The following is a 26,407-nucleotide window of genomic DNA, read 5'->3' on the forward strand; positions in this document are numbered from 1 at the left end:
CTCCGGGGTGTCAGTCGCGAATGACGAACAGGGGTTGGTCGAACTCCACCGGATCGCCGTTGCTGGCGAGCACGGCAGCGACCGTGCCGGCCTTATCGGCCTCGATCTGGTTCATCATCTTCATCGCTTCGATGATGCACAGCGTATCGCCCACGTTGACCTTTTTACCCACGTCGGCAAAGGAGGGGCTGCCGGGGGATGGTGATGCATAGAAGGTGCCTACCATCGGTGCGTTCACCGTGTGTCCGGCGGGGATATCCGAATCGTCGGTCGCTGCCGCCTCTGGCGCGGGGGCCGGCGCAGGTGCTGCTGGCGCTGCGGTGGGCATTGGCGCGGGCGGCGGGCTCGCGTAGTACTGCGGCAGCGGCGCGCTGGCAGGCGACTGGGCGTAACGGCTGATGCGCACCGCCTCCTCGCCCTCGGTGATCTCGATTTCCGCGATACCCGACTCTTCAAGCAGTTCAATGAGTTTTTTGACTTTTCGTATGTCCATTGGGTGCTGTCCTGTGCGTGCGCGCCCCGGTCAAGGGAGTCGCTGTGCCGCTGCCTGGAGGGCCAACTCGTAGCCGACCGTTCCGAGGCCGATCACCGTTCCCACCGAGATGTCGGAGAGGTAGGAGTGATGACGAAACGACTCTCGCGCAAAAATGTTGCTCAGATGAATCTCGATGAACGGCACGTTGACGCTCAAAAACGCGTCGCGCAGCGCGATGCTCGTATGGGTGAAGGCCCCCGGGTTGATCAGCACGAAGTCGGTCGCTGTGGCGCCCGCATTGTGCACCGCATCGATCAGGGCGCCTTCGTGGTTGCTCTGTACACAGTCGAGGGTGATGCCGAGGGCGTCCGCTCGCTGGCGGAGCCGGCTCTCGATATCGCCCAGAGTGTCGGTTCCGTAGACTTCTGGTTCGCGGCTGCCGAGTAGGTTCAGGTTGGGACCGTTGATCAGCAGGATGCGAGCCATATAGCCGCCGTTATGTTTTTTTCGTGAACGTTCGCTGCCAGTTTAACCGCCTTCTGTCGAGCGGTGAAAGTGTTGCAGTCAATTTGCGACGCTTGCCACGATCGCGGCAGCGCGGGGCGAGCCTCAGAGCACTTCGGCGAGCAGTCGCCGGGCATCTTCTTCTGTGAGTTCGCCCACGTGGCCGGCCACGATGTGACCCGCGCGATTCACGGCAGCGGTGAAGGGCAGGGCGGTGGTCGGGGCACCAAAGGCGACCATGGCATCGATGCCCTCCTGCTCACCCACCACGATCGGGTAGTCGATGCCCAAGGACTGCGCCATCTCGCGGGTGGGGATTAGTTCGTCGATGGCAATACCGACGATTTCTAGGTCGTCCTCCGCGTGCATTTCACGTAGCGCGATGAGCAGCGGAATCTCCTTCCGGCAGGGACGACACCAGGTTGCCCAGAAGTTGACCAGAAGCGGTTGGCCCTTGAAGTCCGCCAGGTTCACCGCTGCTTCGTCTAGTCCGGTGAGGGTAATAGCTGGCATGGCCTGAGCTTCTGCCGTCGCGGCGGCGGGCCCTCGGTCGGCGCTCGCGTCCACCGCGGTCACCCTCGTCGGACCCGATAAGGTGCGATCGGCAATGAAGGCGCCAGCCCCGAGGGCAACGAGGGCGATGGCAAAGGTCGTGGTCTTCATGCGGTCCATTGCGTGGCAAAGTTTTCCGGTGCTGGTCAGTCGCTGATCGACGCGGATGATAGGCGAGCGCCACCCTCCCTGTCATGGCTGGCCCCGGCGGCCACTACGGCGCTGACGTGCGCTTGGAAGTTCTCGGCCGGCATGAAACCCACCACACGTGCGTTGCGCAGTTCGCGCCCGTCGGCCGCGAAGAAGGCGATCGTGGGAGGACCGTAGATCTCAAAGTACTTGAGCAGAGCCTTGTCGTCCGCGTTGTTCGCCGTGACGTCAGCCTGCAGTAAGACCGCGCCATTCAGGGCCGCCTGCACGCTAGCGTCCGTAAAGGTGTGCTTTTCCATTTCCTTACACGAGGTGCACCAGTCGGCGTAGAAATCGAGCATCACGAGCTGACCGGCAGCACCCGCGCGGGCCACTTCGGATTCCAACTCGGATACGGAGGCGATGCGCGTGAAATCCAGGTGCTTTGCCTCGTGACGACGAAGTGGGTCTAGGGGGTCGGTACTCCCCACCAGCAAGAGGCCACCGAGCAGCACCGCACCATAGGCGGCCAGCGCGCCGCCAGCGATGCGCACGCCCGCGGGGGTCGGCGTGCCGCCGCGCACGAAGGGCGCAAAGCCGCCGAAGGCGAGGCCGCCGCCAATGGCGAGTGCAGCCCATAAGCCCATGGTAGCGGCGGCCGGGAGGATCCGACTGAGCATCAACACGGAAACCGCTAGCATGCCGATGCCAAAGAAGGTCTTCACCCGCTCCATCCACGCGCCGGCCCTGGGCAGAAGCTTGCCGGCCGACGTGCCGTAGGCGACCAGAGGAGCGCCCATGCCGAGACCGAGGGCGAACAACGCGATGCCGCCACGCAGGGGATCACCTCCCTGCCCAATCACGATCAGTGCGCTCGCCAGGGGTGCGGCCATGCACGGGCCGACGATTAGCGCGGACAGGGCGCCCATCGCGGCGACGCCGACGAGCGATCCACCTTCCTGTCGATTGCTGAGCGCCATCAAGCGACTTTGTACGCCCGCGGGCATTTGCAGCTCGTACACGCCGAACATGCTCAAGGACAGCACCGCGAACAGGGCGGCGAAGGAGATCAATACTGCGGGGTGTTGGAAGGCCGCCTGCAGGTTGGCGCCGAGCATCGCCGTCACCACGCCGGCCACGGTGTAGGTGGAGGCCATGGCGAGCACGTAGGCCATAGAGAGCGAAAAAGCTCGTTGGGTGCTGGCAGATTCGCCCTCGCCCGAGCCCTGTTGGCCGATGATGATGCCGGACAGGATCGGGAACATCGGGAACACACACGGCGTAAAGGCCAGCAGCAGGCCAAAGCCGAAGAAAATGCCGATCATGTAGAGCACGTTGCCCTCAGTGATCGTCTGCACCAGTAGGTTCTGCTCCGAGGCGGGCAAGCCCGAATCACCGCCATCGAAGCTGGCGTCAACTCGGTAGGTGCCCCCCGGGGTGCTGCCATCGCCTATGGCAGGCAGCAGCACCAGCGATTCGGTCTGCGAAGGCGGGTAGCAGATACCCTGCTCGGCGCATCCCTGGTAGCTCGCGCGGAGCGTGAACTCTGCCGAGCCGCGCTCCTCCCGACTGATGGGTACAATCGCCTCAGCACGGTCGTGGAACACGGCGACGAGGCCGAAGTGTTCATCGTGCTTAGCTTTCCCGTCAGGGAGTTGGGCGGGCTGTAGATCGATGCCCGGAGCATCGGTCTCGAACGCGAACTTGTCGCGGTACAGGTAGTAGCCGTCGGCGATGGTCCAGACTGCCCGCACGGTGAAGGCGTCCACGATCTCTGTGTGGAACGCGAAAGCCTGCTCCGGTGGCAGGTAGGCATCGCCCGTAATATTGATGCCGCTACCTGGGGACCCCGCTGGCGAACCGGTGACGCCGGCGCCGAGCGCATCCATTAGGGGGTCGGCGAGGGGTGCCGCGATGGCGTCTGCGGCAGGGGCGGCAGCGCCGGGCGCAAGATCGAGGAGGTTGGCGCCCTGGCCAGCACTGGTGGCCGGTAGGGCGACGTCAGCTGTCCAGGTCTCAGGTGGGTAGCATAGGCCGACGTCTGCGCAGCCCTGGGAGCGGATTTCCAGACTCAGGACGTGCACGCCAGCCGCGGCTTCGTAGGGGATGGTGACCTGCGCCTGTTTGCGGTAGATCTCAACCTCGCCGAAGAACTCATCGTCCTTCACCTTGCCCTTCGAGAAGGCGACATCGCCGAGCGCAATGCCGGCGGTGGCCGTGGAGTAGCGCATGCGGCCGCGGTACATGTAGTAGCCGGGTTCGATATCCCAGCGCACGGTGATTTGCTCCACGTCCGCGCTCACCTCGTAGCGGAACGCCTCTTGAGGAGACAAGATGTCTTCCTCAGCTTGTGCCGGCAGGATGGCGCCAAGGGCTAAAACCAGACTCGCCCCGAGTGGGGTGAGTAGGCCAGCAGCGGGGATCCGAGCGGCGAATTTGGCGAATTGGCTCATAGCGTTCCTCTATCGCAGCCCTGCGTCGACGTGCGTTGGGCGCTCATTCAGACGGCGGCTGGCTTTCCGCGACCACCCAGTCAATATAGGCCGTCAGCCCATCCAAGACAGGGACTGCAATCACTTCCGGAAGTTCGTATGGGTGTAACTCCCGGATTCTTTCAGCTAAAGCGCTAACGCGCGTGGATGCGGTCTTAATCAGCAGTAATACTTCACGATCTCGCGCGATCTCCCCCTGCCACCGGTAGGTGGAGATGCCAGCCGGCATGATGTTCACACAGGCGGCGAGCTGCTCCTCGACCAGGGCGTCGGCGATGGCCTGGGCATGGTCAGGAGGGCAGCTGCTCAAAACCAATCGAATCGGCAGCGACGGTGATGTCACGGACCAGACCTCTCGTGAGTGGCCCCGAAAGGTGCGCGAGACTACAAGATAGTCCCAACGCGGTGCCACTGGCGTAGGCTGGCGGCATCGAGACCTCACCGATGAACACTCGCCCTCTGGGTGGTTGCTTCCGCGAAAAGGGTTACGCCGCGAGTGACGACCATTCTGCAATTCCTGCCGTCGGCGTGGCGCCTGGCGGGAGAGCCTCCGGCGTCCTTGGAGGAGGAGGTTTGCCGCGCTCTGCAGGCGTTGCGCCAGGCTGCTGAGTTCCGCGGGTCGGTGCAGATCCCCGCTGCGAACAGCGAGGCTGACGCGGGTGCGCAGAACGATGTGATTCGTCGCCTCCTGGCCTGCAGCCCCTTCGCCGCGGCCACCCTGACTCGCTGGCCCGACTTTCTTTGCGATCTTCCCTTGCACACGGGTGCGCCGGCGTCGTCGGTGCCTATGCCGCAGCCCCCTGCCTTCGATGCAGCGCTCAACGAGGCCGCGTTTATGGCCGCGCTGCGGTCATACCGGCAGCGGGTCATGGTGCAGATCGTGTTCGCGGCGCTCGGCGGCGAGGCCTCCCTGCCGCAGGTGTTGGCAAGCACTTCACGCTTGGCGGACATCTGCCTCAGCACCGCCGTCGACCGTGCGCAAGCCCAGCTGAGCAGCCGTCACGGACAGCCGCGGGATAGATCCGGCAGCGCCCTGCGACTAATCACGCTCGCGATGGGCAAACTCGGCGGTGAAGAGCTGAACTTCTCCTCCGATGTCGACGTTATCTTCCTGTTCCGCGAAGGCGGCACCACTGACGGTGCACGGCCGATCTCCCACGAGGAGTTCTTCACCCGGGTCACTCAGCGAGTGGTGCGCTATCTCGACCAACGCACGGCCGATGGCTTCGTCTTCCGGGTGGACACGCGTCTAAGGCCATTCGGCAGTAGCGGCTCCCCGGTTCACTCGCTGAGTGCGTTAGAGGACTACCTGCACCAGCATGCACGCGCTTGGGAGCGCTACGCCTACGTGCGGGCGCGGCCGGTGACCGGTGGCGCGGAGGATCGCGTGGCGGTACTGGAACTGCTGGGCCCCTTCGTCTTCCGCCGCTACCTCGACTACAGCGTACTGGCGTCCGTTCGCGACATTCGCGAGCGCATTGCCGCCCAGTCTCGCCGCCAAGATCGCACGGAGGATCTGAAGCTCGGTGCCGGTGGTATCCGGGAGATCGAGTTCGTCGTGCAGACCTTTCAAGTGCTCTACGGAGGGCGCGACCGGGCCTTGCGTCGCGCCGGTGTGCTACCTGCGCTCCCCTTACTCGAGGAACGAGGGTTGTTGAGCCCGGAGTCGACCCGCAAGCTCCGCACGGCCTACGTGCTGCTTCGGCGGGTGGAGAATGCGGTGCAAATGACCCGTGACGAGCAGAGCCATGTGCTGCCGGAGCGAGAAGAAGAGCGTGCGCGCCTCGCTTACCACCTAGCATTCGAGGATTGGCAGATGCTCGCCGAGGCCTTGAACCAAGCGCGCGCGAGCGTCGTGCTCGAGTTTGCCGCCGCCGTGGTCGGAGGTGGTGCGGGACCGGAAGCGGGTGGGGCGCTGTCGGCCGTCGCTAGCGGTCGGGTGGACGGCGATGAGGCGACGGCGCACCTCGCCGATGCAGGCCTGGAGGGAGCCGACGAGGTGGCCGCCCTGGTAGCGGCCCTGCGCGAGTCCACCTGGTACCGTCGTCTGACGCAGGTTGCCCGCGAGCGCCTCGACGCGCTGCTCCCGCGTCTGCTGGCCGAGGTGGCGAAGGCGCAGGCCGACGTGGCCACAGTGCAGCAGCTGCTCAAGGTGCTGGAGGCCATCGGCGGGCGTAGCGTGTACTTCGTGCTGCTGATTGAGAACCCTTGCGCCCTCTCTCAGCTGGTCAAGGTCTGCCAGCTGGGGCCTGTGGTAGTTACCCATCTTGTGCACACGCCTGCGCTGATCGACGAACTGCTCGATCCGGCCCTACTCCTCGCCGACCCCACGCAGGCCGACCTCGCCCGGGACCTGAGTCGGCGCTTAGATGGTCTCGACATGCGTGATGAGGAGTCCTGGTTGGATGCCCTGCGCGCTTTCCAACGCGGTGCCCTGTTTCAGATTGCGGTCAGCGATCTGACGGGAGGGCTTGGCGTATCTCGTGTGAGTGATTTGTTGAGTGCGGTCGCAGAACTCCTGCTGGAGCGGGCGTTGATCACTGCTCGCAAGCAGCTAGCTCGCCGCTACGGTGTGGCCCGCGACGGCGAGGGGCGAGAGATGAGATTTTGCGTCCTTGGGTACGGCAAGCTCGGCGGTCGAGAACTTGGCTACAGCTCGGATCTTGACCTCGTATTCTTGCACGACGACGGTGCCGGCCAGAGCGACGGCGAGCATCCTTTGGAAGCCCAGGTCTACTTCATCCGCCTCGCTCAGCGAGTCATCCACGTCCTCTCCACGCAGACTGGTGCCGGTGCCCTTTATCAGGTAGACACACGCTTGCGACCGAGTGGCAACTCAGGCTTGCTTGTGAGTTCCTTCGCTGCCTTCGCAACCTATCAAAGGAATGAGGCATGGACCTGGGAACATCAGGCGCTGCTGCGAGCGCGTACCGTAGCTGGTGATTTACCCTTGCGCGAGCGCGCCGAAGCCCTGCGCATCGACCTGCTCTGCAGACCTCGTGATGTGGCCACCCTTCGGAGCGAAGTGGCTGCTATGCGCGAGCGGATGCGCAGCGTGCGACCCTCGAGCGAGGCGTTCGACGTCAAGGCTGACCCTGGCGGGCTGGTCGACTTGGAATTTCTGGTCCAGTTCCTGGTTCTCGCGAACGCCCACGCGCACCCGGCGCTGGTTGCCGTTCGCGAGAACGTGTCTCAGTTGCGAGCGCTCGCCGAGGCAGGGATTATCGACAGTGAACGCGCCGAGGCTCTGGCCGACGCTTACTATGCGCACCGGGCCCTCGCGCATCGGGCCAACCTGCGAGGGGAAGAGCGGGCCCTAGTGCCCGTACAGGAAGCGGTTCCCGCTCGAGCGGCGATCCAGGCCGCCTTTGACGAATGGATCGGTAGTGCATCGGGTTGATCGGTGCGTACGCTGATCGCGTTATACTGAGGCCCAACCCGCCGCGTCCAAGAGGCCAGGTTCCCGGTGACGAGCTCCCCTGCCCCCCGTACACCCAACGATCAGAACTTCTACGAGATCACCGATGAGGATCTTCCCCTGTGCTGCCCACTGCCCGGCAGCTCCCTGTGGAACTCCCACCCGCGGGTGTTCCTCTCGCTGGATCAGAACGGCCAGGCGCAGTGTCACTATTGCGGCGCGCGTTTCATGCTGGTCACGCGCACTCGCGGCGCGGCGAGCGCCTGATCAGCGCTAGGGTCGCAGCCAGTCTTCGTCGCCCACGGCACGGCTCACGCCGTAGAGGCATCTTCCAAGCAAACTGACGTCGAGCGCTCATGTCCGCCGTTCACGTTACTCATGTCAGCCTCGCGCGCGATTACCGCGGTGCTCAGCGCCAGCTGGAGCTCCTGGTTCGCGGCCTTGCGGGCCATGGCATCCCCCAACGCGCGGTCGTTGGCAGTCGACGCCTGGCCGAGGCGCTGGGCGATGTGCCGGGCTTGGAGGTGCGGCGCGCCGAAGGCACGCCCTTCGCGGCGCTGGCCATCCCCGGTGCCTGCCGCGTGGTTCACGCACACGAAGTGGCCGCGGCACCCGCGGCGCTGTTCCGCCAGCAGACCGGCGGTCCGCCCTATGTGGTCACCCAGCGCTTGGCACCGTCGCCGCGAGCGCCTCGCCTGGTGCGACGTGCCTGTCGCCGGGCCGCGCGGTTGGTGGCGGTCTCCCAGTACGTGGTCGAGTCGATCCGGGCCGAGGACCCATCCCTCACGCCCGTGTTGATTCCTAGTGGAGTCGCGCCAATGCCGAGTGATCCCTTCAAGGTGGAGCGCTTGCGACGACGCTACGAGGGCAGGTTCTTGGTTGGGAACGTGGCCCCCCTCGACGACCGACTGCGGGGCCAGCGCGTGTTGATCGATGTGGCGCGACAGATCCAGAGCACCCATCCGCACGTGCACTTCCTGTTGCTCGGTGACGGGCCCGATGCGGCGGCTCTGCGCGAGGCGGCCAAGGGGCTTACCAACCTCGAGTTCGCCGGTTGGGTAGATGATGTGAGCAACTACCTCGGCGCCCTCGACCTGTTTGCCTACCCCTCGCGTGAGGAAGCGCTCGGTTCAGCGCTGCTGGAGGCGATGGCCTGCGGCGTGCCGGTGCTCGCCAGCGAAGTCGGAGGGGTGCCTGAGCTCGTGTCCCCGCAGACGGGACGTCTCGTGGCTTCGGGGGATTCAGCCGCATTCGCACAGGCCCTGATCGCGCTAGCTGAGAACTCGGCCTTGCGCGAGCAGATGAGCGAGGCTGCTTGCAAGCAGGCAGACCGCTTCACCGCTGAGCGTATGGTCAACAGCTACCTACGCCTGTACGGGGCCCTCGGTTACGCGGCGCCCACCGCCAAGATCACCGCGCCGTGAGCAGCGTGGGGGAAGTACTGAATCAGCTGAGGTCGGCGTAGAGGTCCGGCAACGAGGCGGGTCGATTCTTGAAGCGTCGATGGATCCAAAGGTAGCTCGACGGAACCCGCCTAGCGTGCGCTTCGATAAGCGCGTTCATCCGCGTCGCTCCCTGCAAGTCATCGTCCTCAGCGAAGTCATCGATCGGCGGGCCGATAATTAGCTGGTAGCTCCCGTCGGCCGTGCGCTCCGGGAAGTAGGGCACGACGGTGGCTCCTGTGAGCTTGGCCAAGCGTGTGGTGGCCGTGTTGGTCACTGCAGGGACGTCGAAGAACGGGGCTAGTACGTCGTCGTGGCCGCCGTGGGGCGTTTGATCAGGTGCGAACCAAACGGCTTTATTAGCACGCAGGCTGCGCACGAGCGCGCGTACGTCGGTGCGTTCGATGATCTTCTCCGCATGAGCCCCGCGTGTGCGCCGGATCATCTCCTGCAGCAGGGGGTTATCGTGGCGGCGGTACATCACGTGCAGGGGTGTGTACAGGCACATCAGTCGTGCGCCCATCTCAAGGCAGGTAAAGTGCGCGGTCAGGAGGATCACGCCGCGGCCCTGTGCAAGGCCCGCCTCTAGGTGCTCCAAACCGATCGGGTCCGCCATGTGCGCGAGGCGTGCATCGCGCGCCCACCAGCAGGTGGGGATTTCGAACAGGGCGATGCCGAGGTGCAGGAAGTGTTCGCGAAGCAGCTGATCGATCCGGGCCGGCTCAGCGTCGGGAAAGCAAGCCTCAAGGTTGCGTCGAGCGATGCCGCGGCGAAAGGAGAAGACGTGGTAGCCGATCTTCCCGATCATTCTGCCGAGCCCGCGCTGCAGCCCCATCGGCAGCAAGGAGAGCAGGCGCGCCCCGCCGATCAGCAGCCACAGGCCCCAGTAGCGCGGGGCGAGGAAGCGGGTGAGTGGTTGGGCAGAGGTATCGCGCGCAGGCATCTTCGAGCTTGTGGCAGGCGAGGGTTGGCGCGAGGGGCACCATGCGGATCGCGGATTGTACTCAACCCATCGCAAGCGGCGGTAGCGCGGTGAGCGCGAGCGGCGGCGGGCGATCCTGGCGGGTCCACTACCCCGGGGGGCCGCTGATCGCTGCGCCCCGGCGCGTTAGAGACAGGTGAAGCAAGCGGAGTGACGAACTCGCCCGATTCAGGCGACGCGGACGGCGACATCGGGCGCGTGCTAGCAAGGCCGCTCTACCTGCTACTGTCCTACGCGCTGCTGCCCGTCCTGCTCGCCGTGGTGGGCTGGCGTGTCCTGACGCGCCCTCCTTACCGTGAGCGCGTGTTTGAGCGTTTCGGCTGGGGACGGCGAGAGGAGGGCGATGCAGTGCTCTGGGTGCACGCCGTGTCGGTCGGCGAAGCCCAGGCGGCGCTGCCCCTGATCCGCGCCCTGCGCGCAAAATCGCCCGACGCCTGCGTCGTCATCACGACCACGACGCCGACCGGAGCCGCCCATGTAGCGCGCCTCTACGGCGACTCGGCCACCCATCGCTACGTGCCCTACGACCTGCGCGATGCGGTGTCGCGCTTCCTCGACCGGGTGCGCCCGAGCGTGCTGGTGGTCGTCGAGACCGAGCTCTGGCCGCATATGCTGCAGGGGTGTCGCCGCCGTCGGATCCCGGTCGTCTTCGCCAACGCGCGCCTCACGGACCGTTCGCTCCGGCGCTACCGGCGATTCGGCGCACTGTTCCGCGATGCCTTGCGCGATGTCGTGGTGGCCGCGCAGAGCGAGGCGGATGCGCAGCGCTTCCGCGCCCTAGCGCCGCCAAGTGCGCAGGTGCAGGCCGTCGGAAATCTGAAGTTCGATATCGCCCTCGACCCGAAAACGCTGCGCGCTGGTCGGGTGTGGCGCGCGCGCCAGGGAGAGCGTGACGCGGTGTTGGTAGCTGGGAGTACCCACGAGGGGGAGGAGCAGGCCGTCATGGATGCGCTGCGCGTACTTCAAGAGGCCGGTACGAACTGCCTGGCAGTCATCGTGCCGCGACACCCAGAGCGCTTCGAGGCCGTCGCAAAGGCAATCCACGGGCAGGGCTTTCCACTGCGCCGGCGCTCTGAACTTGGCTTCGAGATGAGCGTCGATGACGCTCAGGTGCTGCTGGTGGATGTGATGGGCGAGCTACTAAGCTTCTACGCGGCGGCGGACATCGCGTTCGTCGGTGGCAGTCTGGTGCCGGTCGGTGGCCACAACCTACTGGAGCCTGCAGCACTGGGTCTGCCGACGCTTACGGGACCGCACCATCACAACGCACCGGAGGTGGCAGCGGCGCTTGCCGAGGCGGGTGCCCTTCGCTACGTCGAGGACGGCCGGGCGATTGCCGGGGCGGTGGCTGAGCTTCTAGCGGACCCACCGCTCGCATCGCAGATGGGCGAGGCTGGGCGGCAGACCGTCGCCGCCAACCGCGGGGCGGTGGCGGCGGTGGTCGAGCGCGTGGAAGCGCTCAGGGCAGCTCGGTGACGGGCTCGGTCAGCGACTGATTGATCGCCGCAAGGTCATCACCGGTGAGCTGACCGGAGGACAGCTTCAGGGTGATGAGGTTGGTGATGTACACGTAGCGGCTGCGCTCGTAGTTGGTGCGGGCGCGGGCCAGGTCCTGGCGAGCGTTGAGCACGTCCACGGTGGTGCGCGTGCCTACCTCGAACCCCGCTTCCGTGGCTTGTAGCGCCGTGCGCGAGGATTCGAGAGCCTTCTCCAAGGCGCCGACGCGAGCGATCTCTGAGAGCACCCCGGCGTATGAATCGCGGGTCTGACGCTCGGTCTCTCGGATTGCGCGCTCCAGCCGTTCCTTGGCAGCGCGCTCGAGGTACACCGCTTCCTTCGCCCGCGATCCACGGAATCCACCGGAGTAGATGGGCACGTTCAGCTGCAGGCCGATCGAGGTGTTGCGGCTGTCGCTGTCCGACGGTTGGAACCCAGGCTCCGGCGCGCCAAGCTGGAAGGAGTTCGTGCGCTGGTTGGTATTGTTGTCCGCGCCCTGGACCACCAGATCGAGGGTTGGGTAGTGCTGAGCGCGCCGGCTGCGCAGCTCGTTGTGGGCCACGTCCACGCCGTACTCGGCCGACACTACGGTTGCGTTTTCGGCCTTCGCGCGCACCACCCAGTCTTCGGCGCTCGCCGGCGAGGGCGGCATCAGCGGCAGGTCACCTGGCGCGAGCAGCTCCTCGTAGTACTCGCCGGTGATCTCTCGCAGCAGTTCCTTGGAGGTGCCGAGGGAGCGCTTTGATTGGATCTCGTCCGCTACGGCCTGGTCGTAAGCGGCCTGGGCTTCGCGCACGTCGGTGACCGCAATCAGGCCGACGTCGAAGCGCGTCTCCGCCTGCTCCAGCTGGCGGGCCACCGCTTCCTTGGTGGTGCGCACCGCGTCGAGATCTGACTGGGCGCCGAGCACATCGAAGTAGCGCTGGGACACGCGCTGCAAGAGGTCGAGTTCTGCGGCTCGGTAGTCGGCCTCTGCTTGGAGGATACGAGCTTGTGCCGAGTCCAAGGCGATGAACTGGTCCTTGCGGAAGACCGTCTGCGTGATGTTCAGGGAGAAGCGCCTGTCCTCCAGCGTGCGCGACTCGAAGATCGTGATCAGTGGTACACCACCAACGGCGGTGAAGGCGCTCTGACCGGTGGCCTCGGAGCGGGTGGTGCTGGCTTGGCCAGTGATCTGCGGCTTGAGGGCTGACCAAGCCTGGGGCTTGGCCTCGCGGGCGGCGAACAGGTTGGCCTCAGCTTCACGCAGCTGGGGATCGCTGCGCATGGCAGCTTCTAGGGCATTGAGCAGATCAGCACCGAAGGCGCTGGGCGCGAACGCCATCAGGGCCAAGAAAAGGGGCGCCAGGGCGCGGAGTGTGAGTTTCAGGGGCATGGGGGTCCCGATTATCCTGAGAGTGTTGGTGTTGTATACTAGTATAACACCGGACGTGGGTCTAACCCTGGCGTCTCGGCATCCCGTCGGAGGCGCTCAGTAGCGGGGGATCGAGGCGTCGATCAACCGCGACCAGGCGTCGATTCCACCGTCGAAGTTCGCGATATCGCTAAACCCCTGACCGGTCAGCCACTGAGCCACCTGCCGGCTGCGAGCGCCATGGTGGCACATAACAATAAGGGGCTTACCAGGATCCAGTTCTCGAACGCGGCTGGGAACGCTGTTCATCGGGATGTGCACGGCCCCGGCGACGCTGGCGACGTCCAGCTCCCAGGCTTCTCTCACATCCAGCAGTACAGCAGCCCCATCGTCAGCCGCTAAACGTGCGGCTACTTCGGTGGCGTCGAGTTCCTTCATGAGCAGCTCCGAAGGCCTTAGACGTCAGAACTCGAAAGGAGGTCGCGCGGTCGCGTCGATCAGCGGCGGAACGGCGGTTTCGAAGAGCGCCGTGCGGGTCCACTCCAGAGCGCTGACGCGGCGAATCAGGCAAGCCTCCATCAACGGCTCACGGCCGCTGACTAGAACGAGCCGGCCGCCCACCTTGAGCGCTTCGCGAAAGCGTTGTTCGCCCGCGGGCTCGGCGATGGAGGCACTGACCAGCACGGCATCGTACTGACCGGGTGAAGCGAATTGCGTCGCGTCTTCCTGCCGGACCTCGGCGTTGGTCACGCCGGCGTCGCACAGATTGTGTGTGGCCATCGCTGCCAGCGATGAGTGGTACTCGAGGGCGTGGATTCGACCAGCGAGCCGAGCTAAGCAGGCGGTGACAAAACCCGAGCCCGCGCCCACCTCGAGCACCTCGTCGTCTGCGCGTAGATCGAGTGCCTGTACTAGCTTGCCCTCGACGGAGGGGCGGAGCATGACCTGGTCATGGCCGAGCGGAATCTCGGTGTCCGCGAACGCCAAGCGGGCGTAAGCCGGTGGAGCGAAGCGTTCACGGGGCACATTCTCGAAGGTCGTAAGCACGTCTGGATCAAGGACTTCCCAGGTGCGCAGCTGCTGCATCAGCATCTGGCGACGAGCGTGTTCCGTATTCATCCTTCAAGCCTTGGCGGGAGGCCGGCGTGCGACCCATTGGCGACGTTCGAAATGTGTATGGCGCCGGAAGGTTACGGCCTTTGCAGCGCAGTGACAAGCGCAGGTCCGCGATGCATGATGCGGGCACGGTTTCGAACATGGACAGAGGAGGCACTCGGCCCCATGAGTGCAAAGGCGAAGGACTTTGAAACGCAGGTGGGCGAGCTTTCACGCAGCGTGACTGGACCGCTTCCGGGCTCCAGCAAGCTGTACGTGACCGGTGCTCGCCCAGACCTGCGTGTGCCTATGCGACGCGTTGCCCAGGCGCCCCGGGCGCCAGGCTCGTCCGGCGGACGACCGGACATCGTGTTGTACGACACCTCCGGCCCCTACAGTGACCCCGATCAGCGGATCGACCTAACCGCCGGACTGCCAGCGCTGCGCTCGGGCTGGATCGACGAGCGCGGCGATACGGTGGCGTTGGGCGGCTCCGGCTCGACCTACCGTCGTGAGCGGCTGGCGAGTAGTGCCTACTTCCCGCGCCGCGACCACGGACGGCGCGCCAAGGACGGAGCTTGCGTCACCCAGATGCGCTACGCCCGCCAGGGCATCGTGACGCCTGAGATGGAGTACGTCGCCATTCGCGAGAACCTGCAGCGTGAGGAGATGCGCGAGGCCTACGAGTCGGAAGGCTTGTGGCGTCGTTCGCCGGGCCAGGGCTTCGGCGCCAATCTCCCCGCCCAGGTCACTCCCGAGTTCGTGCGCGACGAGATCGCCGCCGGCCGCGCCGTGATTCCGGCGAGCATCAATCACCCGGAACTCGAGCCGATGATCATCGGCCGCAACTTCCTCGTGAAGATCAATGCCAACATCGGTAACTCGGCGGTCACCTCCTCCGTGGCGGAGGAAGTGGAGAAGATGGTGTGGGCGACCCGCTGGGGCGCCGATACGGTGATGGATCTGTCCACGGGCAAGGAGATCCACGAGACGCGCGAGTGGATCTTGCGCAACAGCTGCGTGCCGATCGGTACCGTACCTATCTACCAGGCGCTCGAGAAGACTGGCGGCATCGCCGAAGAGCTGACCTGGGAGCTGTACCGCGACACGTTGATCGAGCAAGCCGAGCAGGGCGTGGATTACTTCACGATCCACGCCGGCGTGCGCTTGCCGTTCATTCCCATGACGGCCAAGCGGCTCACGGGCATCGTGTCCCGGGGCGGATCGATCATGGCTAAGTGGTGCTTGGCGCATCATGAGGAGAACTTCCTCTACACACGCTTCCCCGAGATCTGCGAGATCATGGCGGCCTACGACGTCACCTTCTCTCTAGGCGATGGTCTTCGACCTGGATGTTTGGCCGATGCCAACGACGACGCCCAGTTCTCTGAGCTGCGCACCTTGGGGGAACTGACCAAGATCGCTTGGCAGCACGATGTGCAGGTGATGATCGAGGGGCCTGGGCACGTGCCCATGCACATGATCGAGGAGAACATGAAAGAGGAGCTCGAGCACTGCAGCGAGGCGCCCTTCTATACGCTCGGTCCGCTCACCACCGATGTGGCTCCGGCCTACGATCACATCACCTCTGCGATCGGCGCCGCCCAGATCGGCTGGTACGGGACGGCGATGCTCTGCTACGTGACTCCTAAGGAGCATCTCGGACTGCCGGATCGCGAAGACGTGCGCGAGGGCATCGTGTCGTACCGCATCGCAGCCCACGCCGCGGATCTCGCGAAGGGCCACCCGGTGGCACAGGTGCGAGACAACGCCCTGTCCAAGGCGCGCTTCGAGTTTCGCTGGGAGGATCAATTCAACTTGAGCCTCGATCCGGAGCGGGCCCGTGAGTACCACGACGCCACCATGCCCAAGGAGGCGCACAAGACGGCGCACTTCTGTTCCATGTGTGGTCCGAAGTTCTGCTCCATGAAGATCACTCAGGAGATCCGCGATCTTGCCGCCGACGCCGAGGAGGACCCGTCTGCGGTGCGTGAACAGGGCATGCGCGAGAAAGCGCAGGAGTTCCGCGAAGGTGGCGCAGAGCTGTACCGGGAGGGGTAGGGGAGAGTCTAGGCAGGCAGGCGGCGGGCGCGTGCGCTAGAATCGCCGCGCCGGCCCCAAGCCCGACTTCACCAAAGACGTTAGCTTTTGACCGCGTCGTGCGCCGGCGGATCCGACTGAGGATCTCGCCGGCGTTTTCGTTTCCGAAGAATGAAAAACCAACCAGAGGGGAGACATGGAGACAGGTTATTTTCCCGTAATCGCGGGTGCCATCGGCATCGTCGCCGCGATCGTGCTCTACGCCACCGTGAACCGTTATCCCGCGGGTGAGGGCAAGGTGGCGTCGATCGCTGAGGCGATCCACCAGGGGGCGATGGCGTTCATCCGTCGCGAGTACATGATCCTGTGGGCCTTCGCCATCGGCGTCGCCGTGCTCATCGCGGTCTCCGGGTTGGGGCTGGAGACGATGATCGCGTTCCTTGCAGGCGCGGCCACCTCTTCGGTCGCCGGTTGGGTCGGCATGTACACGGCCACGCGCGCCAACGTGCGCACCACCGTTGCCGCCAATCAGCACGGCGCGGGCACGGCGCTCACGATCGCCTTCTTCGGCGGGTCGATCATGGGCGTTACGGTGGCTTCCATGGGGCTGCTCGGCCTCGGGACCTTGTACCTGGTCTTCGGCGGTGATCCGGAGACCGCGCACAACTTGCACGGATTCGGTATGGGCGCGTCCGTCGTGGCCTTGTTCTCACGTGTGGGCGGCGGTATCTACACCAAGAGTGCGGACGTTGGTGCGGACCTCGTGGGTAAGGTCGAAGCAGGTATTCCCGAAGATGATCCGCGCAACCCTGGCGTGATCGCAGACAACGTGGGCGACAATGTAGGTGACGTTGCGGGCATGGGGTCGGACATCTTCGAGTCCTACTGCGGCTCGATGATCGCCACCATCGCCATCGCCTCGACGCTGCCGATTGCGGCTTTCGAGCGCTTCGGTCCTCAGGAGTCGTTGATGGGGCTGCCCCTTCTGCTCGCGGCCGTCGGCCTGATCTGCTCCCTGCTAGGCATCGTCATCGTGCGCATGTCTTCGGGCCGAGCGCCGGAAGTCGCCTTGCGCACGGGCACGCTGGGCGCCGCGATCATCTTCATCATCGCGGCCTACTTTGTAGTGAGCGCGACTGGGCTCTCTGCGGGTGTGTGGCAGGCGGTGCTATCGGGCGCGATCGGCGGGATCATCATCGGCTTGGTCACCGAGTACTACACGGGTGGCCCTCCCGTACGCAAAATCGCCGAGTCCGGTCAGACGGGCCCAGCCACTGTGATGATCTCTGGCCTCGCCGTGGGCATGCAGTCGGTCACCGTGCCGCTGTTCACGATCAGCGCCATCATCTACGTGAGCAACGTCACCGCCGGTCTGTACGGCGTTGGTATCGCCGCTGTTGGCATGCTCGCTACCGTGGGCATCACCATGGCAATCGATGCGTACGGCCCGGTAGCGGACAACGCCGGCGGTATCGCAGAGATGGCGGCGATGGGTGAGGACACGCGCGAGATTACCGACTCCCTCGATGAGGTGGGCAACACCACCGCCGCCATCGGTAAGGGTTTCGCCATCGGTGCAGCCGCGCTGGCAGCGCTCGCGATCATCACCGCGTACATCGAGACCGTCGCTCACAACAAGGCGGACTTCGAGCTGCTGTTGAACGATCCAGAGGTACTCATCGGGATCTTCATTGGCGGGATCTTCCCGTTCCTCGTCGGGTCGATCACGATGACCGCAGTGGGTGATGCAGCGTTCCAGATGATCGAAGAGATTCGTCGTCAGTTCCGCGAGATTCCTGGCCTACTCGAAGGCAAGGCTGAGCCTGACAACGTGCGTTGCGTGGAGATCGCGACCACCGCAGCGTTGCAGCGGATGGCCTTGCCCGGCGTGTTGGCGGTCGGAGCGCCCGTGGTGGTTGGCTTCGCCATTGGCCCCGAGGCGCTCGGCGGCATGCTAGGCGGTGCCTTGATCACCTGCGTCCTACTGGCCCTGTTCATGGCCAACGCTGGCGGCGCCTGGGATAACGCCAAGAAGTACGTGGAGAAGGGCAACCTCGGTGGCAAGGGATCGGATGTGCACAAAGCCGTTGTGGTCGGCGACACCGTCGGCGATCCGTTCAAGGACACCAGCGGTCCATCCATGAACATCCTCATCAACGTGATGGCCATCGTGTCGCTGGTGATCGCGCCATTGTTGAGTAGCTGATAGTGCTGCGGTGATCGACACCTGGGCAAACCAGGTGTCGATCACGCCCCCTTGCTGCGGCACTCGTCCGCGGATACGAGCGGCTACGATCCGCTCACCTGCAACGCGTCTCGCTGGTTGATCAAACGACGATCTTCAGGCACCGAGCAACGCCTCGATGAGCACGCGTTCACACCCGAAACGGTTGCGTTTGACGCGCGCGAAAGCAATCGGTACGTTAGCCGCGTCCGTCTACTATCGAGTCTCCTCAATGAGAATCGTGCTCCTGGGGCCGCCTGGTTCAGGCAAGGGCACTCAAGCCAAGAAGCTCGTCGAGCATTTGGGTATCCCACAGGTCTCCACTGGCGACCTACTGCGAAGCGCGGTCGAGTCGGGCACGTCATTCGGACTTCGAGCCAAAGCAGCCATGGACGCGGGGCAACTCGTCTCCGACAGCATCGTGCTCGGCATCATAGGAGAGCGCCTCTCGCAGGACGATGCGCAGCACGGTTTCATCCTCGATGGCTTCCCCCGCAACGTCGCGCAAGCGCGTGCCTTGGACCAAATGCTCAAGGCTATGTCGATCGAACTCGACGCCGCCGTGCTCTTCGAGGTGGACTTCGACCTTCTCATGCAGCGTCTCACGGGGCGCCTTACGTGCCACAACTGCGGCGCAGTGTTCAACATCTACAGTTCACCGCCGACGTTGGAAGGAATCTGCGACAAGTGTGGCAGCACACGCCTGTCTCGCCGCGGCGACGATACGGAAGAGACCGTCAGCAACCGATTGCGCGTTTACGAGGCGCACACCAAACCCCTGGTAGTGCACTACGAGCGCGCGGGAAAGCTCAATCGCCTGGATGCGGTCGGTGAGGTCGACTCCATCTTCGAAGATCTCACAGACCTGCTGAGCGCATTGCGCGAACGCACGGGCGCTATGTCAGTCGAGTCGACACTGACGACGGTGACCCACGACAGCGACGGGCTGCCCAATGGGCCGGCCGTGCAAGCGCTCGCCGATGCGACGGCGATGACACCAGCACCTCGGCCACCGGCTGAGGTCACTCCCATCGACGTCGGACGTCGAGCGAGCGCGAGCAAGAAGAAAGCGCGCGCCAAGCGTGGGGGATCGAGTTCCGCGGCCCGCAAGCGTGCCGCGAAACAGGCGACCGGGAAGCAGAGTGCTAGCACGAAGGCTACCCGGATTAAGGCCGCCACGGCGTCGAGTCGCAGTAAGGGCACCAGTGCCCGTGCTGCCGGCGCCGAAAAGGCGGCTAGGAAGGCAGCGAAAAAGGTGAAGGCAAAGACTATGGCGGCAGAAACCCCAAGCGATGAGCCTGCTGCCGAGACGACGACCAAGGCGTCGACGTCCGGCCCAGGCAAGAAGAAGGCGAAGAGGAAGACAGCAGCGAAGAAGAAAGCGGCTGGCAAGAAGAAGACGGCAAGCAAGAAAAAGGCTAGCAAGAAGAAAGCTGCGTCGAAGAAGAAGGCCACCACGAAGAAGAAGGCGGCTAGCAAGAAGAAGGCTGCGTCGAAGAAGAAGGCAGTCAGCAAGAAGAAGGCGACTTCCAAGAAGAAAACGGCGAGTAAGAAGAAGGCCGCTTCGAAGAAGAAGGCGGCTGGCAAAAAGAAAGCAGCTAGCAAGAAAAAAGCAGCTTCGAAGAAGAAGGCGGCGGCCAGCAAGAAGAAGGCAGCTTCGAAGAAGAAAGCAGCCAGCAAAAAGAAGGCCGCTTCCAAGAAGAAGCCCGCGGCCAAGAAGAAGACAGCCGCGCGCAAGAAGGTCAGTCGTCGCAAGAAGCGCTAGCTAGGGCACTGATCGGAAGGTCGGCGGCCGGTGTTGCAGCCAGCCGCCGGAATGAACGCCACTCGACCCCTTTAGAGGGTCGCAAACTCCTCGCGCAAGGAGCGCAAACCCTCGCCGACGAATTCCCGCCGCCAGCCACGCTCGAGGCGCGTGTGATTGTGGCCGCGGGAGAATTGCTCGATATCCCGACGCGAAGCGATCGAGGTCGCGCACACGTTCTCCTGCTCGGCGAGCGAGCGTAGGTTCGCCATCAGCTTGCGCACCAGCGGCTCATCGACAGGCGTATAGCTGCGCGGCGGTTCCACCTCGTGCGCTGCGAATGGCTCACAGAGCAGTGCGAATAGCTCTTCGCCGTGACGCCGTACGACCGCGGCGGGCAGGTCGCGGTTTCTCTGCAGCGTGCGCAGGCTGTCGGGGCGCCGTTGGGCGAGGCTCAACAGCACCTCGTCCTTAAGTACCCACTGCCGTGGCTTGTCGCGTTCGAGCGCGCGCGTCTCGCGCCAGTCAGCAAGGCGCTTCAGCAGCGCAAGCGCTTCGGGACGCAGGCGTCGCGCGCCCTTCACCCGCCGCCACGCCTCGGAGGTGTCCACCTCGTACAGGTCGGGGTCGATCAGCGCGGCGCTGTCTTCGCTCACCCAGTGCTCTCGGCCGCGCTCACGCAACTCTTCCCGCAGTTGCGCCCACACTGGGAGCAGGTAGCGCACGTCATCGGCGGCGTAGTCGAGCTGCGCCGGATCGAGCGGTCGTTTGGTCCAGTCCGTTCGCGTGTGCGCCTTTGGCAGGGTGATCTGTTGGCGCTCTTGAACCAGATGGGCGTAGCTCACCTGCTCGCCGATACCGAGCAATCCAGCAGCGATCTGCGTGTCGACGTAGGGCACCGGCATGACCGGCTCTCCTAGTGCGCGACGGCTCTCCGTGTGCGCAAGCTCGAGGTCCTGGCGTCCAGCGTGCATGACTTTGGTGGCCGTTGAATCGGCAAGAAACTGCCAAAACGCCCCGAGATCGAGCTCAGCGAGGGCATCGATGCACGCCACGCGAGTACCGAAGGCGAGTTGGATCAGGCAAAGTCGCGGATGGTACGTGCGAACGCGCTCGAACTCGGTGTCTAGCGCGATCTCCTCAGACCCAGCCGCATCGCTGAGCAGGTCGTCGAGCGCCAGCTGCGTTGTAATGAAATCGAAGTTCATAGGCACCGGCATGTGCCCCTTAGGCGTGGGCGGCGCATCTGCCGACCTCAAAATTTGTCATCATGCCGTGAGATTACCATGACCACCGCTGGCGTCGACCGACTCCATTTTCTGGGCATCTGTGGCACGTTCATGGGCGGCCTCGCGCTCCTAGCGCGCCAGCTTGGTTACCGCGTAAGTGGCTGCGATCAAAACGTTTATCCACCCATGAGTGCCTTGCTGGAGTCACAGGGAATCGACATTCAGGAGGGCTATTACGCCAGTCACCTCGAGCCTGCGCCGGATCTCGTCGTGGTCGGCAATGCGATGGTGCGCGGCATGGACGCTATTGAGTACATGCTCGATCAACGCCTGCCCTACGTGTCGGGCCCCCAATGGCTGGGTGAGCAGGTGCTGCGCCATCGGCACGTCTTGGCCGTGGCCGGCACGCACGGCAAGACCACGACCACGAGCATGTTGGCGTGGATTCTCGAGCAAGCTGAGCTCGCGCCCGGATTTCTGGTGGGTGGCGTGCCTGCTAACTTCGATGTCTCCGCGCGCTTAGGGGGTGGCACCCACAACGGCCAGGGATCATCCAACTACTTTGTCATCGAGGCCGACGAGTACGACACGGCTTTCTTCGACAAGCGATCGAAGTTCGTGCATTACCATCCGCGCACGCTGATTCTGAACAACCTTGAGTATGATCACGCTGACATTTTTCCCGACCTCGTGGCGATCGAGACGCAATGCCACCACGTGGTTCGTATCGTTCCTGAGCGGGGGCAGGTCATCGCCAACGGCGCGAGTAGTGCACTGGCGCGGGTGCTCGAGCGAGGCTGCTGGTCCACGCGAGCCACGACCGGATGGGTCGGCGACACGCCGGCGGTATCGGAGCGAGCGGATGACACCCATTGGAGACTATCGTCGGTAGAGCCAGGTGATGGTGTCGACGTGCTGCGTGAGGGTGAGCGTCTCGGTGTGCTGCCGCCTAACGTCAGAGGTAGGCACAACGCGGAAAACGCGCTCGCCGCCATCGCCGCGGCGGCGCATGTGGGCGTGGCACCATCCAAAGCCCTAGAGGCATTGGCGAGCTTTGAGGGCGTTGCGCGTCGCCTGGAGCGCGTAGACGTGCCAGGTGACCTCAACGTCTACGATGATTTCGCCCATCATCCGACGGCCGTCGCGCGCACCCTTGAAACGCTGCGTCAGGAGATGGCCAGCCGGGATGGACGCCTGATCGCCGTGCTGGAGCCCCGCTCGAACACGATGCGCATGGGCGCCCACGGGCCCGAGTTGGCGGCCGCCTTGGCGCAGGCGGACCAGGCTTGGCTATACGCCCATGCGAGCCTCGATTGGGACGCGAGCGCCATCCTCGGCCCGACACTTCCCGAGCTGCGGGTGCATACTGAGGTCGAGGGCCTTGCGCAAGCTTTGGCCCAAGAGCTGCGACGGGGAGATACGGCGGTGTTGATGAGTAATGGCGCGTTCGGCGGCCTTCGCCAGCGCTTGCGAGAGGCGCTGCAAGAGCGCGTTGACCATCCATGAGTATCGAGGAGCCACCGCGCACGGTCACCTTGGCGTTCACGGGCGCCTCCGGCGCGCAGTACGGCCTGCGTTTGCTGCAGGTACTGCTCGCCCGTCATATACGCGTCTTTCTACTCCTGTCCAAGCCAGCTCAGGTGGTGATAGGCACGGAGACCTCCCTCAAGCTGCCGGGGCGGGTAGGGGACATCGAGCGTTTTTTCACCGAGCGCTTCGACGCGGCTCACGAGCAGCTGCGAGTGTTCGGCCGCGAAGAGTGGACCTCACCGGTGGCGAGCGGATCCGGTGCCCCGCGCGACATGGTGATCTGTCCATGCAGCATGGCCACCGTAGGGGTGATCGCCGCGGGCGCGGGGCGTGAGCTCATCGAGCGCGCGGCCGATGTGGTGATTAAGGAGCGGGGGCGGTTGATCGTGGTGCCCCGGGAGACCCCCTTCTCTGTGATCCACCTGGAGAACCTCCTGCGCTTGGCGCAGCTCGGCGTGACGATCTTGCCGCCGAGTCCAGGCTTCTACCACGCGCCGACGACGATGGACGATCTCATCGATTTCGTCGTCGCGCGGATCCTCGATCAGCTCGACGTGCCGCAGGGGCTCATGCCGCGTTGGGGCTGGGACTCGCACGCGAACAGCGGTGGGGCCACCTAGTCGCGGACGGATTCGATCCTTCTACGCGGCGATGCGCGCCAGCACCCGGTCGGCAGCGGCGATCGTCTGATCGATGATCTCATCCGTGTGTGCGATCGAGATGAAGCCGGCTTCGTAGGCTGAGGGCGCCAGGTAGACACCCTCTGCCAGCATGCCGGCGAAGAACTGGTTAAAGCGTTCTAGGTCACAGCCTTGCACGTGTTCGAAGGTGGTCACGGGATTCTGGTCCGTGAAGAAGAACCCGAACATGCCGCCTACGACGTGTCGGCTCATGGGAATGCCGTGGCGCTTGGCCGCGTGGACCATGCCAGCGGTGAGCCGGTCCGCGCGCTGCCCCAGCGTGTCGTGGAAGCCGAGTGTCTGAAGGTGGCGCAGGGTAACGATACCCGCTGCCATCGCTAGTGGGCAGCCCGACAGCGTGCCAGCCTGATACACAGGACCAGTGGGGGACACGTGCAGCATTACGTCACGACGCCCGCCGAAGGCCCCCACCGGGGTGCCGCCGCCGATGATCTTGCCGAGCGTGGTCAGATCCGGCGTCACCCCGTACACGGCCTGCGCGCCGCCGAGAGCCACTCGGAACCCCGTCATCACCTCATCGAAGATCAGCAGGGCGCCGGAGGCGTCGCAGACCTCACGACAGGCCTCGAGAAAGCCCGGCACGGGCGGAATGCAGTTCATGTTGCCCGCGATCGGCTCGACGATGATGCACGCGATGCGATCGCCCATGTCAGCGAAGGTCTGACGGACTTGCTCCGCGTCGTTGTAGCGCAGCGTCACCGTGTGTTCGGCGAGCACGGCCGGTACGCCCGGCGAGGACGGCACGCCGAAGGTCAGGGCGCCGGAGCCCGCCTTGACCAGAAGGGAATCGCTATGGCCGTGGTAGCAGCCCTCGAACTTCACGATCGTGTCGCGACCGGTGAACCCGCGCGCAAGGCGAATGGCGCTCATCGTCGCTTCCGTGCCCGAGCTGTTCATTCGAACAAGCTCAATCGAGGGGACAATCTCGCACACGAGCTTTGCCAGATCTGTCTCCCGCGTGGTCGGCGTGCCGAAATGCAGCCCGCTGGCAGCGGCTTCCTGAACGGCGCTAACGACCTCTGGGTGAGCGTGGCCAAGGATCATCGGGCCCCATGAACCGATGTAGTCGATAAGCTGGCGTCCGCTCTCCGTATGCAGGTAGGGGCCCTCTGCGCGGCGCACGAACTCGGGCGTTCCGCCGACGGCGCCGAAGGCTCGGACCGGCGAGTTCACGCCGCCGGCGATGTAGTGTTTGGCTTCCTCGAAATGCTGTTCCATCGGTTCGATCTCTGTCTGGGGTCTCATGGGAGCGATGACCTACGCGATTGCGCGGACCCACCGATCGCTCAAAACAGGGCTTGGTAGGCGCTCGCGGTCGCCTTCACGTCGGGGCACGAAAAAAGCCCGCTGATAACGGCGATAGCGTGCGCACCGGCGTCTACTAGGGGGGCGCCGTTCTCCGGCGTAATGCCGCCGATCGCTACCACGGGCAAGGAGCTGCGGCCGACGGCTTCGCCGAGCAGGCCAACGCCGACGCGAACCGCGTCCGGCTTGGTCCGCGAGTGGAAGAAGGAGCCGAGTGCGACGTAGGAAGCGTCTGCGCGCTCAGCGCGCAGGACCCGATCCAGTTCGTCGTAGCAGCTCACGCCGATGATCGCATGGTTGCCGAGGAGCTGGCGGGCGTGGGAGACGCTCATGTCGCGTCGGCCTAGATGTACGCCGTCGGCGCCGCAGGCGAGGGCCAGCATCGGGTCGTCGTTGACGATGAAGCAGGCATTGAGTTCAGTGCACAGGCCGCGCAGCTGCACGGCGATCTCTCGATCTAAGGCATCGACGCTGCTGGCCCGGTACTGCAGGGTGCGGGCACCGCCGTCTAGCGCCTCGCGCGCGAGGTCGACAAGCGTAGCCGAATCGGCGACGTCGTTCGGCGTGATGGCGTAGAGGCCACGGGGCAAGGACTGGTACATGGTGTCACTTTATCATCCGCCCGGGGATGAATTGGCCTCGGCCGGGGGCAATGGCCTGGGAGAGCGCGGAGGCGGTGTATCGCTGCGCTGCCTCCATCGCTGGGCCGAGTGCCTCGCCCTTCGCGAGTTCGCAGGCAAGCGCGGCCGCGAGGGTGCAGCCGGAGCCGTGGAAGCGGCCCGGTAGCCGCGGCCAGGTCCACTGCCGCGAGGTGCCGTCGGCGAGGGCGGCGTAGTTGCGAACTACGGGCTGATCCAAGTCTGCAGCCACATCGGCGCCGGTCACGAGCACAGCGCAGGCGCACTGCCTGGCCAAGGCTGCTGCTTGCGTCTGCGGGTCCGCGCCCTCATCAGAGTCGACCAGGCGGGCGAGTTCGAAACGGTTGGGCGTGGTGACGGTGGCCTCAGCCAGGATCTCCTCGCGCAAGACCTTCGCCAGAGGGTCGTCGGCGAGGCGACCACCGCCGCCCGCCTTGAGCACCGGGTCGACCACGGTCGGCACCGCGGACAGGCGCTCGCGAAGGCATCGAACCACGGCGAGTGCGACATCCTCGCTCGGCAGCAGGCCTATCTTGACTGCGGCCGGTGAGATGTCGTCCAGGAGCACGTGGAGCTGTTCCGTTACCTGAGCGGGTGGCACGGGATGGACGCTCACCACGTCGCGCGTGTCCTGGGCGGTGATCGAGGTGATCACCGGCAGCGGATGCAGGCCCAAGGCCGAGGCCGCCTGCAGGTCCGCGGCGATGCCGGCGCCGCCGCTCGGATCGTTGCCGGCGATCACCAGCAAAGGGAGCCGCGCGTTCGCTGGTCGCGCTTCGTTCATCCGTGTGACAATGCGCGCCCTCGGCGCTGCGAGGGGGTTCGCAGCGTGAGGCCACGCTCTTCTCGATGACTTTGAACAGGACTGGTAGCGCGATTCATGAAGGCATATATGTGTGTGATCTGCGGGTTTGTCTACAAGGACGCCGAGGGCCATCCCGAGACGGGCATTACGCCGGGAACCAGTTGGGATGATGTCCCGCTGACCTGGCAGTGTCCTGATTGCGGTGCTACCAAGGAAGACTTCGAGATGATTGAGATTTGATCGAGACCGCC

Annotated in this window: 22 protein-coding genes and 1 pseudogene; 10 read left to right on the forward strand and 13 right to left on the reverse strand. The window is 64.8% G+C overall.

The window, feature by feature from the left end:
• Positions 1–10: 10 nt before the first annotated feature.
• From accB to cutA, 5 genes are all read right to left on the reverse strand, one after another.
• Complete coding sequence (accB, locus tag AAGA68_00700; GenBank protein ID MEM9383552.1) at positions 11–493, reverse strand: acetyl-CoA carboxylase biotin carboxyl carrier protein; 483 nt, start codon at positions 491–493, stop codon at positions 11–13.
• A 30-nt stretch (positions 494–523) separates the two neighbouring features.
• Positions 524–961, reverse strand: a complete 438-nt coding sequence (aroQ, locus tag AAGA68_00705; protein MEM9383553.1) for a type II 3-dehydroquinate dehydratase — start codon at positions 959–961, stop codon at positions 524–526.
• A 123-nt stretch (positions 962–1,084) separates the two neighbouring features.
• Positions 1,085–1,642, reverse strand: a complete 558-nt coding sequence (locus tag AAGA68_00710) for a TlpA disulfide reductase family protein (GenBank protein ID MEM9383554.1) — start codon at positions 1,640–1,642, stop codon at positions 1,085–1,087.
• Between the two features lie 35 nt (positions 1,643–1,677).
• Positions 1,678–4,113: a protein-disulfide reductase DsbD gene (gene dsbD, locus AAGA68_00715; GenBank protein MEM9383555.1), complete on the reverse strand. Its 2,436-nt coding sequence runs from the start codon at positions 4,111–4,113 to the stop codon at positions 1,678–1,680.
• Between the two features lie 43 nt (positions 4,114–4,156).
• Positions 4,157–4,495 carry a divalent-cation tolerance protein CutA gene (gene cutA, locus AAGA68_00720; GenBank protein MEM9383556.1) on the reverse strand — a complete coding sequence of 113 codons (339 nt, stop codon included), beginning with the start codon at positions 4,493–4,495 and terminating at the stop codon, positions 4,157–4,159.
• Positions 4,496–4,648: 153 nt separating this feature from the next.
• Between cutA and glnE the strand changes: the two genes are divergently transcribed.
• The 3 genes from glnE to AAGA68_00735 all read left to right on the forward strand — a co-directional run bounded on the left by glnE (position 4,649) and on the right by AAGA68_00735 (position 8,994).
• Entirely contained in the window at positions 4,649–7,552 is a 2,904-nt protein-coding gene (glnE, locus tag AAGA68_00725) for a bifunctional [glutamate--ammonia ligase]-adenylyl-L-tyrosine phosphorylase/[glutamate--ammonia-ligase] adenylyltransferase (protein MEM9383557.1), read from the forward strand.
• Between the two features lie 66 nt (positions 7,553–7,618).
• The gene (locus tag AAGA68_00730) at positions 7,619–7,837 is read left to right on the forward strand and encodes a zinc-finger domain-containing protein (protein ID MEM9383558.1); all 219 of its coding nucleotides are present in this window, start codon (positions 7,619–7,621) and stop codon (positions 7,835–7,837) included.
• Between the two features lie 89 nt (positions 7,838–7,926).
• Entirely contained in the window at positions 7,927–8,994 is a 1,068-nt protein-coding gene (locus tag AAGA68_00735; protein MEM9383559.1) for a glycosyltransferase family 4 protein, read from the forward strand.
• Positions 8,995–9,016: 22 nt separating this feature from the next.
• Here the strand turns inward: AAGA68_00735 and lpxL are convergent, their stop codons facing one another.
• Entirely contained in the window at positions 9,017–9,955 is a 939-nt protein-coding gene (lpxL, locus tag AAGA68_00740) for an LpxL/LpxP family Kdo(2)-lipid IV(A) lauroyl/palmitoleoyl acyltransferase (GenBank protein MEM9383560.1), read from the reverse strand.
• Positions 9,956–10,144: 189 nt separating this feature from the next.
• Between lpxL and waaA the strand changes: the two genes are divergently transcribed.
• On the forward strand, positions 10,145–11,470 hold the full coding sequence (gene waaA, locus AAGA68_00745; protein MEM9383561.1) for a lipid IV(A) 3-deoxy-D-manno-octulosonic acid transferase: 1,326 nt from the start codon (positions 10,145–10,147) through the stop codon (positions 11,468–11,470).
• On the opposite strand, the gene AAGA68_00750 is transcribed toward waaA, so the two are convergent.
• The 3 genes from AAGA68_00750 to AAGA68_00760 all read right to left on the reverse strand — a co-directional run bounded on the left by AAGA68_00750 (position 11,454) and on the right by AAGA68_00760 (position 13,964).
• Complete coding sequence (locus tag AAGA68_00750; GenBank protein ID MEM9383562.1) at positions 11,454–12,866, reverse strand: TolC family outer membrane protein; 1,413 nt, start codon at positions 12,864–12,866, stop codon at positions 11,454–11,456. The genes waaA and AAGA68_00750 overlap by 17 nt on opposite strands.
• Before the next feature lie 96 nt (positions 12,867–12,962).
• Positions 12,963–13,283 carry a rhodanese-like domain-containing protein gene (locus AAGA68_00755; GenBank protein MEM9383563.1) on the reverse strand — a complete coding sequence of 107 codons (321 nt, stop codon included), beginning with the start codon at positions 13,281–13,283 and terminating at the stop codon, positions 12,963–12,965.
• A gap of 24 nt (positions 13,284–13,307) precedes the next feature.
• A complete protein-coding gene (locus AAGA68_00760) occupies positions 13,308–13,964 on the reverse strand; it encodes a protein-L-isoaspartate O-methyltransferase (protein ID MEM9383564.1) in 657 nt (218 codons plus the stop codon).
• Between the two features lie 162 nt (positions 13,965–14,126).
• Between AAGA68_00760 and thiC the strand changes: the two genes are divergently transcribed.
• The 3 genes and pseudogenes from thiC (at position 14,127) to AAGA68_00775 (ending at position 19,087) form a co-directional block, all read left to right on the forward strand.
• A complete protein-coding gene (thiC, locus tag AAGA68_00765; GenBank protein MEM9383565.1) occupies positions 14,127–16,001 on the forward strand; it encodes a phosphomethylpyrimidine synthase ThiC in 1,875 nt (624 codons plus the stop codon).
• A 175-nt stretch (positions 16,002–16,176) separates the two neighbouring features.
• Positions 16,177–18,186: a sodium-translocating pyrophosphatase gene (locus tag AAGA68_00770; GenBank protein ID MEM9383566.1), complete on the forward strand. Its 2,010-nt coding sequence runs from the start codon at positions 16,177–16,179 to the stop codon at positions 18,184–18,186.
• Between the two features lie 250 nt (positions 18,187–18,436).
• Positions 18,437–19,087 (forward strand): annotated as a pseudogene (locus tag AAGA68_00775) (adenylate kinase).
• Positions 19,088–20,040: 953 nt separating this feature from the next.
• Here AAGA68_00775 and rnd read toward each other — a convergent pair.
• Positions 20,041–21,168 carry a ribonuclease D gene (gene rnd, locus AAGA68_00780; GenBank protein ID MEM9383567.1) on the reverse strand — a complete coding sequence of 376 codons (1,128 nt, stop codon included), beginning with the start codon at positions 21,166–21,168 and terminating at the stop codon, positions 20,041–20,043.
• A 66-nt stretch (positions 21,169–21,234) separates the two neighbouring features.
• Here rnd and mpl point away from each other — a divergent pair, with 66 nt between their 5' ends.
• Entirely contained in the window at positions 21,235–22,683 is a 1,449-nt protein-coding gene (gene mpl / locus AAGA68_00785; protein ID MEM9383568.1) for a UDP-N-acetylmuramate:L-alanyl-gamma-D-glutamyl-meso-diaminopimelate ligase, read from the forward strand.
• Positions 22,684–22,685: 2 nt separating this feature from the next.
• Positions 22,686–23,327, forward strand: a complete 642-nt coding sequence (locus tag AAGA68_00790; GenBank protein ID MEM9383569.1) for a flavin prenyltransferase UbiX — start codon at positions 22,686–22,688, stop codon at positions 23,325–23,327.
• 21 nt (positions 23,328–23,348) lie between these two features.
• Here AAGA68_00790 and hemL read toward each other — a convergent pair whose 3' ends face one another.
• Genes hemL through AAGA68_00805 form a run of 3 tightly spaced genes read right to left on the reverse strand, consistent with a single transcriptional unit; the run spans position 23,349 to position 26,135 of the window.
• The gene (hemL, locus tag AAGA68_00795) at positions 23,349–24,653 is read right to left on the reverse strand and encodes a glutamate-1-semialdehyde 2,1-aminomutase (GenBank protein MEM9383570.1); all 1,305 of its coding nucleotides are present in this window, start codon (positions 24,651–24,653) and stop codon (positions 23,349–23,351) included.
• A 41-nt stretch (positions 24,654–24,694) separates the two neighbouring features.
• Positions 24,695–25,315 (reverse strand): thiamine phosphate synthase, encoded by a 621-nt coding sequence (gene thiE, locus AAGA68_00800; GenBank protein MEM9383571.1) that lies wholly within the window; start codon positions 25,313–25,315, stop codon positions 24,695–24,697.
• 4 nt (positions 25,316–25,319) lie between these two features.
• Positions 25,320–26,135 (reverse strand): hydroxymethylpyrimidine/phosphomethylpyrimidine kinase, encoded by an 816-nt coding sequence (locus AAGA68_00805; GenBank protein ID MEM9383572.1) that lies wholly within the window; start codon positions 26,133–26,135, stop codon positions 25,320–25,322.
• A 96-nt stretch (positions 26,136–26,231) separates the two neighbouring features.
• Between AAGA68_00805 and AAGA68_00810 the strand changes: the two genes are divergently transcribed.
• Positions 26,232–26,396 (forward strand): rubredoxin, encoded by a 165-nt coding sequence (locus AAGA68_00810; protein ID MEM9383573.1) that lies wholly within the window; start codon positions 26,232–26,234, stop codon positions 26,394–26,396.
• Positions 26,397–26,407 lie beyond the last annotated feature (11 nt).

It is taken from the genome of Pseudomonadota bacterium, from assembly GCA_039193195.1.
Lineage (GTDB): Bacteria > Pseudomonadota > Gammaproteobacteria > Steroidobacterales > JBCBZW01 > JBCBZW01.

Excerpts from the sequence above, each read along its gene's own strand:
- accB (MEM9383552.1), bottom strand. The coding sequence starts at position 493 with ATGGACATACGAAAAGTCAAAAAACTCATTGAACTGCTTGAAGAGTCG.
- aroQ (MEM9383553.1), bottom strand. The coding sequence starts at position 961 with ATGGCTCGCATCCTGCTGATCAACGGTCCCAACCTGAACCTACTCGGC.
- AAGA68_00710 (MEM9383554.1), bottom strand. The coding sequence starts at position 1,642 with ATGAAGACCACGACCTTTGCCATCGCCCTCGTTGCCCTCGGGGCTGGC.
- dsbD (MEM9383555.1), bottom strand. The coding sequence starts at position 4,113 with ATGAGCCAATTCGCCAAATTCGCCGCTCGGATCCCCGCTGCTGGCCTA.
- AAGA68_00735 (MEM9383559.1), top strand. The coding sequence starts at position 7,927 with ATGTCCGCCGTTCACGTTACTCATGTCAGCCTCGCGCGCGATTACCGC.
- lpxL (MEM9383560.1), bottom strand. The coding sequence starts at position 9,955 with ATGCCTGCGCGCGATACCTCTGCCCAACCACTCACCCGCTTCCTCGCC.
- AAGA68_00750 (MEM9383562.1), bottom strand. The coding sequence starts at position 12,866 with ATGCCCCTGAAACTCACACTCCGCGCCCTGGCGCCCCTTTTCTTGGCC.
- AAGA68_00755 (MEM9383563.1), bottom strand. The coding sequence starts at position 13,283 with ATGAAGGAACTCGACGCCACCGAAGTAGCCGCACGTTTAGCGGCTGAC.
- AAGA68_00760 (MEM9383564.1), bottom strand. The coding sequence starts at position 13,964 with ATGAATACGGAACACGCTCGTCGCCAGATGCTGATGCAGCAGCTGCGC.
- thiC (MEM9383565.1), top strand. The coding sequence starts at position 14,127 with ATGAGTGCAAAGGCGAAGGACTTTGAAACGCAGGTGGGCGAGCTTTCA.
- AAGA68_00770 (MEM9383566.1), top strand. The coding sequence starts at position 16,177 with ATGGAGACAGGTTATTTTCCCGTAATCGCGGGTGCCATCGGCATCGTC.
- rnd (MEM9383567.1), bottom strand. The coding sequence starts at position 21,168 with ATGCCGGTGCCTATGAACTTCGATTTCATTACAACGCAGCTGGCGCTC.
- mpl (MEM9383568.1), top strand. The coding sequence starts at position 21,235 with ATGACCACCGCTGGCGTCGACCGACTCCATTTTCTGGGCATCTGTGGC.
- hemL (MEM9383570.1), bottom strand. The coding sequence starts at position 24,653 with ATGAGACCCCAGACAGAGATCGAACCGATGGAACAGCATTTCGAGGAA.
- thiE (MEM9383571.1), bottom strand. The coding sequence starts at position 25,315 with ATGTACCAGTCCTTGCCCCGTGGCCTCTACGCCATCACGCCGAACGAC.
- AAGA68_00805 (MEM9383572.1), bottom strand. The coding sequence starts at position 26,135 with ATGAACGAAGCGCGACCAGCGAACGCGCGGCTCCCTTTGCTGGTGATC.
- AAGA68_00810 (MEM9383573.1), top strand. The coding sequence starts at position 26,232 with ATGAAGGCATATATGTGTGTGATCTGCGGGTTTGTCTACAAGGACGCC.